The organism is Flavobacterium sp. 1 (genome assembly GCF_002797935.1).
GTDB lineage: Bacteria > Bacteroidota > Bacteroidia > Flavobacteriales > Flavobacteriaceae > Flavobacterium.
Genome location: NZ_PGER01000001.1, coordinates 3,254,037 through 3,268,928 on the forward strand (window position 1 = coordinate 3,254,037; position 14,892 = coordinate 3,268,928).

Below are 14,892 nucleotides of genomic sequence, written 5' to 3' on the forward strand. Positions count from 1 at the left end.
TAGAAATCAAAAATTCTTTATTTTTTTGAAATGAAAAAGGATATTCAATCACAAATCTAAAATCTGCAATCTTAAATCTACAATCTCAAATCACATGCCCCAGATGGAAATGAAAAGCCTTTTTGGGAGAAACTCTATTTTTTTTCTTGAACTGGAAAAGCGACCGGAGGAAGCTCTTTCCTGTTTTTAGAAAAAAAGAGTTACGACAAAAAGCTTGTAATGTACAGCTGGATAAGGCACGACAAATTTAGAAAATTTTACTGGCATTAACAACAACTTGTTTGATCCTTTATATTCAAAAAAACAGCCCGAAAACTGAAATGAATTTTCGGGCTGTTTTAAAAAAAATGGCATTGTTAATCTACATTGTCATGCAGATATGAATTATTGGAACGCAATTGCAGATCATTATTACTGTCTGTTCCTACTGATATTCTTGATGTCGAATTATTAGTTTGTGAATTATTTAGGTCAATACCAAATCTTTTATAGGCTGGTTCTCTTTCTAATTCATCAACTCTCGACACGCTATCATGAAATTTATAATTAAAATCTTTTAATTTTCTTCTTCTTTCTTCAGCTCTGAATCGTAACGTTTCTTCGATAGTCATATCAATCGGAGAATTGTTTTCCAAAGTTGGCATTACGTCAGCAACTGGCTCTGCCACATGCTTCATTGTGATATTCATTTCAGCTGGAATCACTTCCTCCTCAATTTTGGCAACAGGTTTAGACTCCACTAAGTCATTCTCTGCTTCCATATATTCTTCCAACGAATATTTGATAACACCGTTATCTGACAATTCGGTTACAGGTACAAACTGAACAGGCTCTACAACTTTAATATTACGGGTCTCATTTGTCAATTCAAATAAGAAACTATTAGTTTCTTCCTGAACTTGAACAGCTTGTGCCTTGCTTATTGGCAGATCAAATGAAAAGGCAGTCTGTTCTTGTTTTTCTTCGAAACGAACTGGCTCTGGCTTAACTTCTCTAACTGATTCAATAACTGGATTTGTAATAACAAAATCAATCTCTTTCATAGGAGAAACGATTTCAAAAGTCACATCCAGATTTCTGATAAATTCGGTCATGCCAATTAATTCGTCTTCATTGATAGAAGAAATAACAGGTTCTGGAATAGCAACATCTTCAACCAAATCAAAAACAACTCTGTCTTCGACAGGAGTGGCTACTGTTTCATTATTTAAGCTAAAACCAGCAACTGGCTTAGCTGATAAATCAAAAACACCTCTCTGTTCTTCTCCCAGAGTATGAATTATTTTTTTAGGCTCAACATTTACGATCTCGTTTTGCTGTTCTACATTAAATCCTGTAGCTATAATGGTTACTGCAATAGCATCTCCAAGTGAATCGTCTTCACCAACCCCCATGATAATGTTGGCATTTGACCCCGCTTCATATTGAATATGCTCATTAATTTCGGCAATTTCATCGATAGTAATTTCATTGGTTCCAGAAACGATAAGCAACAATACATTTTTGGCACCAGTAATTTTATTATCATTTAAAAGCGGAGAGTCTAAAGCGGCGATAATACCTTCTTTAGCTCTGTTTTCACCAGATGAAACAGAAGATCCCATAATAGCAGTACCACTGTTATACAATACCGTTTTGGCATCACGTAAATCGATATTTTGAGTATAGTGATGTGTAATTACTTCGGCAATTCCTCTTGAGGCTGTTGCCAAAACTTCATCCGCTTTTGAAAATCCGGCTTTGAAACCAAGATTCCCATATACTTCTCTTAATTTATTATTATTGATAACGATTAATGAATCGACCTGCTTACGCAATTTTTCGATACCGATAAGTGCTTGTTCCTGACGCACTTTTCCTTCAAATAAGAAAGGCAAAGTCACGATTCCAACTGTCAATATATCTCTTTCTTTGGCTAATTGAGCAATAACCGGGGCAGCACCTGTCCCTGTTCCTCCACCCATACCCGCAGTAATAAATACCATTTTGGTATTTATATCCAATACTTTTTCAATATCAGCGATACTTTCTATAGCTGATTGGTGTCCTACATCTGGATTTGCACCTGCTCCCAGACCTTCTGTTAAATTTGCTCCTAACTGAATTTTATTAGGCACTCCACTATTCTCAAGTGCTTGAGAATCTGTATTACAAACGATGAAATCAACGCCCTTAATACCTTGTTTAAACATATGGTTTATGGCGTTGCTACCGCCTCCACCTACTCCAATTACTTTGATTACATTTGATTGATTTTTTGGCAAATCAAATGAAATACTTCCAAATTCTGTGTTGCTTGGCATCATGTGGGGTTTTAATTTTTTATTAACTTTATCACTAACTACTCTAGGCTTGGGGCAAAAAGGAATTCGGATAATTTATTTTATTCTGTTTTATTATATTACTACTCTGCGTTATCTAAAAATTCTTTAATCTTATCCACATATTTATCAAAAAACGATCTTCTAATTTTATTTTCTGTTGATTCTTCTTTTACAGGTTCTGTTTGGAGTACTTTTTCAGGCTGTACATATACCTCTTCTTTTTCTTTTATTTCAACTACGGGTTCTCTATAATAACTTACTTTTTCAGGAACTACTGCTGCCTGCATCTTTACAGCACTCTGCGTTTTATTCTCAATACTGTTCATTACCAAACCTACTGCTGTAGCGTATAACGGACTTGAAATCTCCTCATCTGAATTACCGGCTAAATGTTCGTTTGGATAACCAATTCGAGTATCCATTCCTGTGATATATTCTACGAGTTGTTTGATATGCTTCAATTGTGCACCACCACCTGTAAGAACGATTCCTGCAATCAGTTTTTTACGGGGATCTTCATGACCGTAAGCTCTTACTTCGGTAAAAACCTGCTCGATGATTTCAACAACTCTGGCATTTATTATTTTTGAAAGATTTTTTAACGAAATCTCTTTAGGTTCCCTGCCTCTTAAACCTGGAATAGAAACAATCTCATTGTCTTTATTTTCTCCTGGCCAAGCTGAACCAAATTTAACTTTCAATAATTCGGCTTGTTTTTCAATAATTGAACAGCCTTCTTTAATATCATCTGTAATTACATTTCCTCCAAAAGGAATTACAGCAGTATGACGAATAATGCCATCTTTAAAAATAGCCAAATCAGTCGTTCCCCCTCCAATATCGATAAGGGCAACTCCAGCTTCTTTTTCTTCCTGACTTAATACTGCGTCTGATGAAGCCAATGGTTCCAATGTCAAACCTGACAATTCAATACCTGAACTTTGAATGCATCTTCCCACATTTCTGATTGACGACGCTTGTCCAACAACCACATGGAAACTGCTTTCCAGCCTTCCGCCATACATTCCTATTGGCTCTTTAATATCAGACTGCCCGTCTATTTTAAATTCTTGAGGCAACACATGAATAATCTCTTCTCCTGGCAGCATAGCTAATTTATGAACCTGATTGATCAATAAATCAATATCACTTCCTCCGATCACTTCCTCCGGATTGTTCCTGCTGATGTAATCACTATGCTGAATACTTCTTATATGCTGTCCTGCAATACCTACTACAACATCTTTTATTTTATAACCTGAATTATTTTCAGCTTCAAGAATCGCTTGCTGAATCGATTGAATGGTTTGCGTAATATTATTTACAACGCCTCTTGCCACACCTAAACTTTTAGATTTGCCAACACCTAAAATTTCAAGTTTTCCATACTCGTTCTTTTTGCCTATCATGGCAACAATTTTCGTCGTCCCAATATCTAGACCTACTGCAATGTTCTCTTTTTCCATTTTCTATTATTTTGTGCAAACTACTTGTTCCGTAAATCTGAGATCTATTTTTTTATATTTATACAAAGAACTATCCAAACTTACTTTTTGAAAAAAAGCTTTATAGTTTTGAAATTTACGTTCTGCATTCATCAAACTTCCAAAATCAATTTGATAATTATAATTTCTATTGAGCATTAATAAGCTACCATTAGGCATAATTTGTATGCCAATGATGTTTTTTCTCAAAAACGCATCATCATAAATTATCTTAAATAATTTAAATAAATCTTTGTTGTTTTTCTTGTTTATCTCCCCAGAAACAAGTGGAACCCGAGCTGTAAAATTCGCTGACAAGGGCATGGTATCACCCTCACTATCAATATAGAAAGAACCCTCATCATTAAAGACTCTTGCAATAGGCGTCTTTTGTTTTACAACTGCTTTTAGAACACCATCGATACTCACATAAACATTTGCGTTCTCGATCATTTCTTGAGCATTTAATACTTGCTCCAATTTATTCAAATCTAGCCTATCTTTTCTTATACTTTTAGCATTCGAATTATTTTCTATCAACAATTTATTAACCGTTTCACTTTTTAAAAAAAGAGAGTTATCGCCTACAAAAACAACTTCAGCTTTAGTCAATTTTCTCTTAGAATTTCTTTTGGACGTAAACGAAAAAAGAAAAACAACCAAAGAAAACATTAGTAATAATCTTATATTATTCCAATTAAAGACTTTCATATAACGCTTTTTTAATTGAAGGAACCATTTCACCTAAATCACCCGCTCCAATCGTTACAATTACAGTGGCTTCATTAGCTACAATTTCAGAAATTAAATCTTCTTTACTCACTATTTTTTTATGTTCATTTGTAATTTTATCCATAAGCCATTGTGAAGTAATTCCTTCCATTGGCAATTCGCGCGCTGGATAAATTTCCATCAGAAAAACTTCATCAAAAGCCGATAAGCTTTTAGCAAAATTATCAGCAAAATCTCTTGTTCTGCTGAATAAATGCGGCTGAAAAACAGCTAATACTTTTTGACCAGGATACAATTCCCTAACTGCTTGATGAACAGCATTTATTTCAGTAGGATGATGTGCATAATCATCTATATATACTAAATTTTCTTCTTTAATCTGATACGAAAAACGTCTTCTTATTCCTTTGAAGGAATCTAAAGCCTTGGCAATACTATCAATAGGCGTACCGTATGTTACTGCCATCGCTAATGCCATTAAAGCATTCATCAGATTATGTTTGCCTGGCAGTCCGAAACGCAAATCCTTAATAAGTCCTTTTGGTGTTTTTACATCAAAAACATAACTGCTGTTTTCTATTCTTACATTGAAAGCTTGAAAAACAGCCTCTTCATTTACCGCACAAACAACACCTTCAATAGGTAATTCATTGGTTATAAAAAGATTATTTTTATCTTCAACTTTATTAGCAAATTCAACAAACGACGCTTCAATAGCATCACTTGTACCATAAATATCCAAATGATCGGCATCCATCGATGTAACACATGCAATATTTGGGTGCAAATGCAGGAACGAACGGTCAAATTCATCAGCTTCAACAACTGTAACTGTTTTACCGTTTCCTATTAAATTAGAATTGTAATTCTCAACTATTCCTCCTATAAAAGCAGTAACATCGGCACCGCTTTCATATAAAATGTGCCCCAAAATACTGGAAGTTGTTGTTTTTCCATGTGTTCCTGCTACGGCAAAACAAAAAGTGTCCTTGGTAATAATCCCCAAAACTTCGGCTCTCTTTTTTAATTCATACCCGCGTTCCATGAAATAATTCCACTCTGAATGCGTAAACGGCACAGCTGGCGTTATAATAACTAATGTGTTTTCTGCATAATAATTAGTTGGAATCTGACTGATATCATCTTCAAAATGAATATCAATACCGCTTTCAATCAGTTCACTAGTAAGGATGGAAGGTGTTTTGTCATAACCTGAAACCTGCTTTCCAATGGCTTTAAAATAACGAGCCAAAGCACTCATCCCGATTCCTCCGATTCCTATGAAATAGACGTTATGTATTTGATTTAAATTCATTTTGCTTTATTTTTTAGTATCATTCTTCCTTTATTCAAAAGAATTAGTCAAATGACAGATTTCTTTATTTAATCAGCTTGACAATTTCGTCAACGATTTGAACTGTTGCATTGGGCTTAGCCAATAGCTTTATATTTTGACTTAATTGTTCCTGCTTTCCCATATCTTTTATCAAAGATTCAAAAACCAAACTGAAATCTTCCTCCAATTGTGATTCTTTGAGCAAAATTGCTCCTTTCTTATCCACTATGGACTGAGCATTTTTAGTCTGATGATCTTCGGCAACATTAGGAGATGGAATAAAAATCACTGGTTTTCCCACTATAGACAGTTCCGAGACCGATGAAGCTCCAGCTCTGGAAATTACAACATCTGCAGCTGCATAAACCAAATCCATTCTTTCGATAAAAGCCATTACCTGAACATTATATTGATTGTATTTTTTATAATCTTCAAAATAAAATTTTCCGCACTGCCAGATAACCTGAACATTTAATGAAAGTAATTTATCTAATTCCTTTTCGATTAACTGATTGATTCTTCTAGCTCCAAGACTGCCGCCCAGAACCAATAATGTTTTTTTATTTTTATCTAATTTAAAATGAGTGATAGCTTCATCTCTTTTAGACTGAATATCTAATAAATCCTGACGGACAGGATTCCCCGTTACGGTTATTTTTTCTTTAGGAAAAAATCTTTCCAAATTATCGTATGCTACACAAATACTATTTGCTTTTTTACTCAATAATTTATTAGTAATCCCGGGATATGAATTTTGTTCCTGAATAACTGTTGGAATATTCATGCTGTTAGCCATTTTCAACAATGGTCCGCTAGCAAAACCGCCTGTTCCAATAACAACATCTGGCTTGAATTGTTTAATGATTTTTCTTGATTTCCATAAACTGTCAATAAGCTTAAAAGGAAACATTGCATTTTGAAATGTCAATTTCCTTTGTAAACCAGCTATCCAAAGCCCTTTAATTTCATAACCTGCTTGAGGCACTTTTTGCATCTCCATTTTGTCTTTGGCACCCACAAACAAAATTTCGGCACCTGGAAAACGGGATTTCAATTCGTTTGCAATTGCAATGGCTGGGTAAATATGACCTCCAGTACCGCCTCCGCTTAAGATAAATTTATGCTTTGCCATTTTGAAAATTTCTAAGTTGCTTCTTTTAATACTAAATTGTAACGAACTGTACTATATTATAAATTCTAATAAACCCAATTATTTCAACACCGCTTTCATTGGGTTGCTTGAATTATCCGTAATTGAATAATCGCTTGTGTCAAAATTGTCATTTACATTTTTAAAATCTGCCTCTTCGAGATCTGCTTCCATTTCTCTATCTATAAGTTTTTGAAGAATTTCTTCTCTCTTTTCTTTTTCTAATTTTTCTTGGGCAATTTCTTCTTCTTTTTTGGTCACGCTTAAAATAATTCCGAGTCCAAAACAAGTCATCCAAATAGAACTTCCTCCGCTGCTTATTAAAGGCAGTGTCTGTCCTGTTACCGGCAATAATTCCACCGCAACAGCCATATTAATCATAGCCTGAAAAATCATTGGAAATCCTAAACCTATTACCACTAATTTCCCGAAAAGGGTATTGGCTTTATGAGAAGCGACCACAAATCGAAATAACAAAAGCAAGTATAAAACCAAAACTCCTAGCCCTCCTACTAGTCCATATTCTTCAACAATAATGGCATAAATAAAATCGGATGAGGATTGTGGCAAGAAATTTTTCTGAACGCTTTTGCCTGGTCCCAAACCATATAGCTGCCCGGAAGCAATTGCGATTTTAGCCTTTTCAATTTGATAATTATCTTCGTCTGGTTTATTGGTGGTAAAATCTTCATACCTACTTTGCCAAGTGCTGACTCTGTTAAAAAATTTGGCCTCAGGAAAATTTTTACCGATTAGAACAAAGAGTGTCAAAAACACTACTCCTAAACCTATGATATAAAATATATATTTCATTGGGTATTTTCCAATAAATACGAGCATAACAACCATAGAAAAAATCAGAGCCGTAGTAGAAAAATTTCCTGGTAGAATAAACATTAATGTTATAAAAACAGGGATCCAAAGCTGTACAAATGAAGTTTTGAATGTAATTGGTTCTTCTCTGCTTTTAGACAAGTAACGAGCTACAAAAACAAACAAAATAATAGCAGCCAAAGTAGATGTTTGAAAAGAAAGTCCTACGAATGGTATCTGAATCCACCTGCTAGCATTTGCACCTGCAATTACTGTTCCTTTAATTAAAGTATAAGCTAATAAAACCCAAACTATAGGCAGTCCAACTTTCGAGATTCCTCTAAAATAATGATATGGTACATTGTGTACCCAAAAAATGATTGCAAAACCAAAGCAAATATGTAAAAAATGTTTTACCAGATAACCCAAAGTATTTCCCGTACCATGACCTAAATACGCCAAATTACTACTGGCACTAAAAACAGGCATAAAAGAAAACAGAGCTAATAAGGCCACAAATGACCAAATGCCTTTATCTCCTTTTAACTTGTTAATTAGTTCTTTCATCATATATTAATTTAGTAGGTTTATAAGGATTATGAGATTATTGAAATGAATTTAGAATTACAATAATCTAAACATTCTAAACTCTTGCCCTTTTAAACTTATTTTATAAATTTTTAACAGCTTGTTTAAATTGTCTTCCTCTGTCTTCATAACTTTCGAACAAATCAAAACTCGCACATGCTGGCGACAATAAGACAGTATCCCCTTTTTCAGATAAACGCTGCGCCATTTTAACCGCTTCGTTCATACTGTTTACTTCAACCATAATATCAACTACATTTCCAAAAGCATCAATAATTTTTTTGTTATCAATTCCTAAACAGATAATAGCTTTTACTTTCTCACGAACAAGCGACATTAATTCATGATAGTCATTCCCTTTATCAACACCTCCCACAATCCAGACAGTAGGCGTATTCATACTCTCTAAAGCGAAAAAAACGGAATTAACATTAGTAGCTTTGGAATCATTGATGTACTGTACATTTTGAATTTTAAGAACTTTTTCCAAGCGATGCTCAACACCTTGAAAATTAGACATGCTTTCACGAATAGTAGTCTTTCTAATTTTCAAGATATTAGCCACCGAACTTGCTGCCATAGCATTTTTCAAATTATGTTTTCCTTCTAATGAAATGTGCTCTGTATCCATTGCAAACTCTTCTTGATTGATCTTAACTTCCATTGTGTTATTTTTTATATATGCTCCTTCGCTATATTCATCGGTCAATGAAAAAGGAATTAATTTAGCTTTTACTGTATTATTTTTTAACCATTCTAAAATTGCCTCGTCATTTGCATCATAAATAAGGAAATCTTCCTCGGTTTGATTCATTGTAATTCTAAACTTTGAATCAATATAATTTTGATATTTATAATCGTAACGATCCAAATGATCTGGACTTATATTTGTTATTATGGCAATATGCGGTTTAAACTCCAAAATTCCATCGAGCTGAAAACTGCTTAACTCGATAACATAGAAATCATAATTGTTATCTGCTACCTGCCAAGCAAAACTCTTACCTACATTCCCAGCCAGCCCAACATTTAATCCTGCCGCTTTCAACACATGATAGGTTAGCATAGTAGTGGTCGTTTTACCGTTACTACCTGTTATACCGATGCAGACTGCATTTGTAAAAGCTGCAGCAAATTCGATTTCAGAGATTACAGAAACACCTTTGCCCTTTAATTGCTTTACGATGGGTGATTTGTCAGGAATACCGGGACTCTTCATCACTACGTCGGCATTCAAAACCAATTCCTCAGTATGCTTTTCTTCTTCCCAAGGGATTTCATTAATAATCAACACCTCCTTGTAGCTATCTTTTATCTTTCCAAAATCGGAAACAAAAACATCATAGCCTTGTTTTTTTCCGAGGATTGCAGTACCCACACCGCTTTCTCCTCCTCCTAATATCACTAGCCTCATATATTATCTCAATTTCAGTGTGACAATAGACAAAATGGCTAACATAATTGCAACAACCCAAAATCGTGTGACTATCTTACTTTCATGATATCCTTTCTTTTGATAATGATGATGAAGCGGCGCCATTAAAAAGATTCTGCGTCCTTCACCATAACGTTTTTTCGTATATTTAAAATAACTTACCTGTAAAACAACTGAGAAGTTTTCAACCAAAAAGATACCGCAAAACAAAGGAATAAGCATTTCTTTACGTACTGCAATAGCCAGAACCGCAATAATTCCTCCGATGGTTAAACTCCCTGTATCTCCCATAAAAACAGAAGCCGGATAGGAGTTGTACCAAAGAAAACCAATTAATGCTCCAAGAAAAGAAGCTATAAATACGGTCATTTCTCCAGAATTGGGTATATACATTATATTAAGATAGTTGGAAAAAATAATATTCCCTGACACAAACGTAAAAATCATAAGAGCAAAAACGGACACTGCAGAAGTTCCCGCTGCCAAGCCATCAATACCATCGGTTAGATTAGCTCCATTAGAAACTGCGGTAATAATGAAAATCACAACTGGTATAAAAATTAGCCACGCCCATTTTTCATAACCTTCACCTGTCCATGCTAATACTTCGGCATAATCAAACTCGTTATTTTTGAAAAAAGGAATAGTTGTAGCCGTAGATTTCTCTTCAACAGGAGCTTGTTTAATTACATTTTCAGTTGCAGTTGTTTTAAAAATATCACTTTTGCCTGTATCCGTTCTAACAGTAACTGCCGGGCTAAAATAAAGCACAGAACCAACGATTACTCCTAAACCTACCTGACCAAAAACCTTAAAAATACCTTTAAGACCTTGTTTGTCTTTCTTGAATATTTTAATATAATCATCAATAAAACCAATAATTCCCATCCACAAGGTAGTAACTATTAATAAAACAATATAGATGTTATGCAGTTTTGCAAAAAGTACAACCGGAACAAGAGTAGCAAAAATGATAATGATACCTCCCATTGTAGGCGTACCCGCTTTTTCATTTTGTCCTGCCAATCCAAGTTCGCGTACTGTTTCACCAACTTGCTGTCTGCTTAAAAAACTGATTATACGTTTTCCATAAATAGTAGACAGTAACAACGATAACAATAATGCCAAAGAGGATCTAAAAGTGATATATTGAAAAACCCCAGTACCAGGAACATCCATTACTTTGTCTAAATATTGAAATAAGTAGTATAGCATATTGTTTTTATTTTAATAGTTGATCTAAAATTTCTTTTACATTCTTCATGTCATCAAAATCATGACGTACCCCTTTGATTTCCTGATAAGTTTCATGCCCTTTACCAGCAATCAATATAATATCGTTTGGCTGTGCCAATTGACAAGCTGTTTTAATTGCTTGAAATCTATCGGTAATTGACAAAACTTTCTTGAAATTTTGAGCCTGAACCCCTTTTTCCATTTCTTTAATAATCGTTTCTGGCTCTTCATTTCTAGGATTATCAGAAGTCAAGATTACTTTATCACTCAATTCAGTTGCGATATTAGCCATAACTGGGCGTTTTGCAGTATCTCTATTACCTCCGCAACCTACTACAGTAATTAATTGTTCATTTTTAGTACGAACATCATTAATCGTATTCAAAACATTTTCTAGTGCATCTGGCGTATGGGCATAATCCACTATAGCCGTTATATTAGTGTTGGAAACAATATATTGGAATCGTCCAGAAACACTTTCTAATTCAGACATCAGTCTAAGAACTTCAAAACTGTCTAAACCAAGCTCAACAGCTGTTCCGTATATTGCCAAAAGATTATAAGCATTGAAAGTTCCTATCAATTTCACCCAAACTTCATTGCCATTTACTTTTAACAATAAACCAGACAATTGATTTTCTAGAATCTGAGCTTTATAATCAGCGTATGTTTTTAAGGCGTATGTCAATTTTCGGGCGGAAGTGTTTTGAAGCATTACCGGACCATTTTTGTCGTCACTGTTGGTCAAAGCAAAAGCAGTATTGGGCAAATGATCAAAAAAAGATTTCTTAACATCTCTGTATTCGGCAAACGTTGGATGATAATCTAAATGATCATGAGAAAGATTCGTAAATATTCCGCCTCTAAAATGCAATGCTTCAGTACGTTTTTGATGAATACCATGGGAGCTCACTTCCATAAAACAATATTCAACTCCTGCCTCTATCATTTCATTAAGAAAATAATTGATCGTAATAGAATCTGGTGTTGTATGAGTAGCTTTGTGTTCTGCATCATCTACTAAAATTTTCACAGTAGACAGCAATCCTACTTTAAAACCCGCTTTTTTGAACAGCTGATACAACAGCGAAGCAATAGTAGTTTTACCATTTGTCCCTGTAATACCAATTAATTCAAGCTTTCGCGAAGGATTATCATAAAAATTGGCTGCCATAAAAGCCAATGCTGCATTTGTATCTTTTACACAAACATAGGTTACCCCATTCATCAGATTTTCTGGGAGCGTGTCACAGATAACTGCTGTTGCTCCGAGTCCAATCGCTTTTTCAATAAAATCATGACCATCCGAAATAGTACCGCGAATCGCTACAAATACATCATTTTCTTCAATTTTTCTTGAATCAAAATGCAGCTGATTTACAGTAATTTCAGTAGAACCCGTTACAGATTCTATTGCCACTTTATATAATATGTCTTTTAATATACTCATGATAATTCCAATAGAATTGATGAATTTTTTACAATATTCTGACCCGCCTGAAGAGATTGTTTTTTAACTTTTCCAACTCCGACAACTTTAACTTTCAAACCTAGATTCCCTAATAAAGCAACTGCATCCATTCCAGCCATACCTCTTACATTTGGAATCACATTTTGCTTTTTTTGAGCCTTTGCATAGTAAGCATTATAATTACTTTCTTGTTTTGGATTCGGACTGTCCAATTTCTTAATCACATTAGTTGAAGGCGTATCTGTAAATATTTTTTGAGCAATCCTTTTAAAGACTGGCCCGGCAACATCAGCTCCATAATAGTTATTCCCAGAAGTATTAGGCTTATGAACCACTACAATACAAGAATACTTAGGATTATCAGCTGGAAAATAGCCAACAAATGAAGATGCGTAATACTTATCCATTCCTCCATTTTGAGCATAATTCACTGCCGCAGTACCCGTTTTTCCAGCCATAGAAAAATCCTTAGAATACAATTTAGATCCCGTACCTTTTTTTACCACATTTGCAAGAACAGCCCGAACTTTATTTAATGTTTCATCTGAACAAATCTTTGGATTCATTACCTCAGTATTGTATTTTTTTATGGTTTTGTCCCATGCCTTAATCTCTGTTACCAACATTGGTTTTACCATAACACCATTATTTGCAACCGCATTATAAAATGTCAATGTTTGCAATGGCGTAACCGAAACTCCATATCCAAATGCCATCCACGGAAGCGAAATATTAGACCAATTTTTATCACTTGGCTGTGGTATAAAAGGCACTCCTTCACCTCTAAAAGCCAATCCTAATTTTTTATTTAATCCAAATGAATTCACATGATTTACAAATCTTGTCGGATCATTTTTATAATTATTATATACCGCCTGTACCATTACAGTATTTGAAGAAAGTTCAAAACCGCGAGCTAAAGATACTTTACCATAACCTCCTTCATGAGAATCTCTCACCTTGCGGCCAGAATAGGTAATTATGCCTCCATGACTATCGTAAACCGTACTCGTATCCGCTACTTTATCTTCTAATATTGCAATTAAATCGACCAATTTAAAAGTCGAACCCGGTTCATGTGACTCAGCATAAGCATAATTTGTAGTCTCGTAATAAATACCGTCATTACCTCTTCCTAAATTGGAAATTGCTTTAACTTGACCTGTTTTAGTTTCCATAACTACAACACAACCATGATCTGCCTCATATTCTTCCAGTTGTTTTAATAAAGCATGGTGTGCAATATCTTGTATATAAACATCTATGGTTGAAATTACATCATAACCGTCTTGAGGCTCCACTTCGTTTACATCACGAATGGGCTTCCATTGCCCTTTTGCTATTTTTTGCTTTAATATTTTTCCGTCTTTTCCGTTAAGATATTTGCTATACGCCCACTCAATTCCTTTTCCATCTGAATATCCTTCGGGCATTTTTCTTTCATAACCAATACTGCGTTTTGCTATCTGCCCAATTGGATATTCTCTAATCGTTTTTTGTTCAACAATAATACCGCCTTTGTATGCTCCCAAATTAAATAATGGAAACCCTTTTATTTTCATATATTGGGTAAAACTCAATCCTTTGGCTATCAAATAATACCTGTTTTTATGTACTCTGGCTTTTCTTAATTCATTTTGAATGGTACTGCTGGATTTTTTAAGTAGCATCCCTAATGAATCCGACAGCAGTTTTACATTTTTTTCAAATGCTTCATTTTTTGGCGCAACTGCATCAAAACGGATAGCGTAGCTGGGAATTGAAGTCGCCAAAAGACTCCCGTCTGCTGAATAGATGTTTCCTTTATTAGCAGGAATAACAAAATTCTTCACCGTTCTTTCTTTAGCTAACTCTCTGTAATGATCGCCATCAACCCATTGAATATTAGTTAACTTTACAGCAATAGCAATTGCCATCAAAAAGATGAAAAAGGCAACCAGATAGGTTCTATAGGATATATATTTATCTTCTACTGCCATAACTTTTCTAAGAAATTTTTCTCTTCAGGTTCTTTAACTTCAATTTTTACAGGAGGAACTGTTGATGGAAAAATTTGTCTTTCTTCCATTTTTGCCGAAACCGTAGATTCCATTTTAAGCTTCATCAGCTCCGAACGTCTGTCTACAAATTCAGAGCGCAGTTCTTTTACCTTATTGGTCAATTCAACAATCTTAAATACTTTTTGTTCGTAACGCTGTGTATTGGCAATCATTATTATAGCAAGTAAAATCACAAAGACAATAAAGCGCCAATTTTTGACTGCATTATCATCTATAAGAAACTGTGCTTTTAATATGTTATAGATTCCACCTTTCATTATATA

General features: G+C 34.5%; 11 protein-coding genes. All 11 read right to left on the reverse strand.

From position 1 onward, the window contains the following. Positions 1–356 precede the first annotated feature (356 nt). The 11 genes from ftsZ to CLU83_RS13040 all read right to left on the reverse strand — a co-directional run bounded on the left by ftsZ (position 357) and on the right by CLU83_RS13040 (position 14,886). Positions 357–2,303, reverse strand: a complete 1,947-nt coding sequence (ftsZ, locus tag CLU83_RS12990) for a cell division protein FtsZ (protein ID WP_100433728.1) — start codon at positions 2,301–2,303, stop codon at positions 357–359. Positions 2,304–2,404: 101 nt separating this feature from the next. Beyond that, a complete protein-coding gene (ftsA, locus tag CLU83_RS12995; protein WP_100432004.1) occupies positions 2,405–3,790 on the reverse strand; it encodes a cell division protein FtsA in 1,386 nt (461 codons plus the stop codon). Between the two features lie 6 nt (positions 3,791–3,796). After that, a complete protein-coding gene (locus tag CLU83_RS13000; RefSeq protein WP_100432005.1) occupies positions 3,797–4,519 on the reverse strand; it encodes a cell division protein FtsQ/DivIB in 723 nt (240 codons plus the stop codon). Continuing rightward, positions 4,506–5,855: a UDP-N-acetylmuramate--L-alanine ligase gene (gene murC, locus CLU83_RS13005; RefSeq protein ID WP_100432006.1), complete on the reverse strand. Its 1,350-nt coding sequence runs from the start codon at positions 5,853–5,855 to the stop codon at positions 4,506–4,508. Before murC ends, CLU83_RS13000 begins: the two co-directional genes overlap by 14 nt. A gap of 64 nt (positions 5,856–5,919) precedes the next feature. Beyond that, positions 5,920–7,008, reverse strand: a complete 1,089-nt coding sequence (murG, locus tag CLU83_RS13010) for an undecaprenyldiphospho-muramoylpentapeptide beta-N-acetylglucosaminyltransferase (protein WP_100432007.1) — start codon at positions 7,006–7,008, stop codon at positions 5,920–5,922. 78 nt (positions 7,009–7,086) lie between these two features. Beyond that, positions 7,087–8,406, reverse strand: a complete 1,320-nt coding sequence (locus CLU83_RS13015; RefSeq protein ID WP_100432008.1) for an FtsW/RodA/SpoVE family cell cycle protein — start codon at positions 8,404–8,406, stop codon at positions 7,087–7,089. A 103-nt stretch (positions 8,407–8,509) separates the two neighbouring features. Then, entirely contained in the window at positions 8,510–9,841 is a 1,332-nt protein-coding gene (gene murD, locus CLU83_RS13020) for a UDP-N-acetylmuramoyl-L-alanine--D-glutamate ligase (protein ID WP_100432009.1), read from the reverse strand. A 3-nt stretch (positions 9,842–9,844) separates the two neighbouring features. Beyond that, positions 9,845–11,077 carry a phospho-N-acetylmuramoyl-pentapeptide-transferase gene (gene mraY, locus CLU83_RS13025; protein ID WP_100432010.1) on the reverse strand — a complete coding sequence of 411 codons (1,233 nt, stop codon included), beginning with the start codon at positions 11,075–11,077 and terminating at the stop codon, positions 9,845–9,847. Between the two features lie 7 nt (positions 11,078–11,084). Next, complete coding sequence (locus CLU83_RS13030; RefSeq protein ID WP_100432011.1) at positions 11,085–12,548, reverse strand: UDP-N-acetylmuramoyl-L-alanyl-D-glutamate--2,6-diaminopimelate ligase; 1,464 nt, start codon at positions 12,546–12,548, stop codon at positions 11,085–11,087. Further along, a complete protein-coding gene (locus CLU83_RS13035; protein WP_100432012.1) occupies positions 12,545–14,548 on the reverse strand; it encodes a penicillin-binding protein 2 in 2,004 nt (667 codons plus the stop codon). The genes CLU83_RS13030 and CLU83_RS13035 overlap by 4 nt, the downstream gene beginning before the upstream one ends. Further along, positions 14,539–14,886: an FtsL-like putative cell division protein gene (locus CLU83_RS13040; protein ID WP_100432013.1), complete on the reverse strand. Its 348-nt coding sequence runs from the start codon at positions 14,884–14,886 to the stop codon at positions 14,539–14,541. Before CLU83_RS13040 ends, CLU83_RS13035 begins: the two co-directional genes overlap by 10 nt. Between the last annotated feature and the right edge of the window lie 6 nt (positions 14,887–14,892).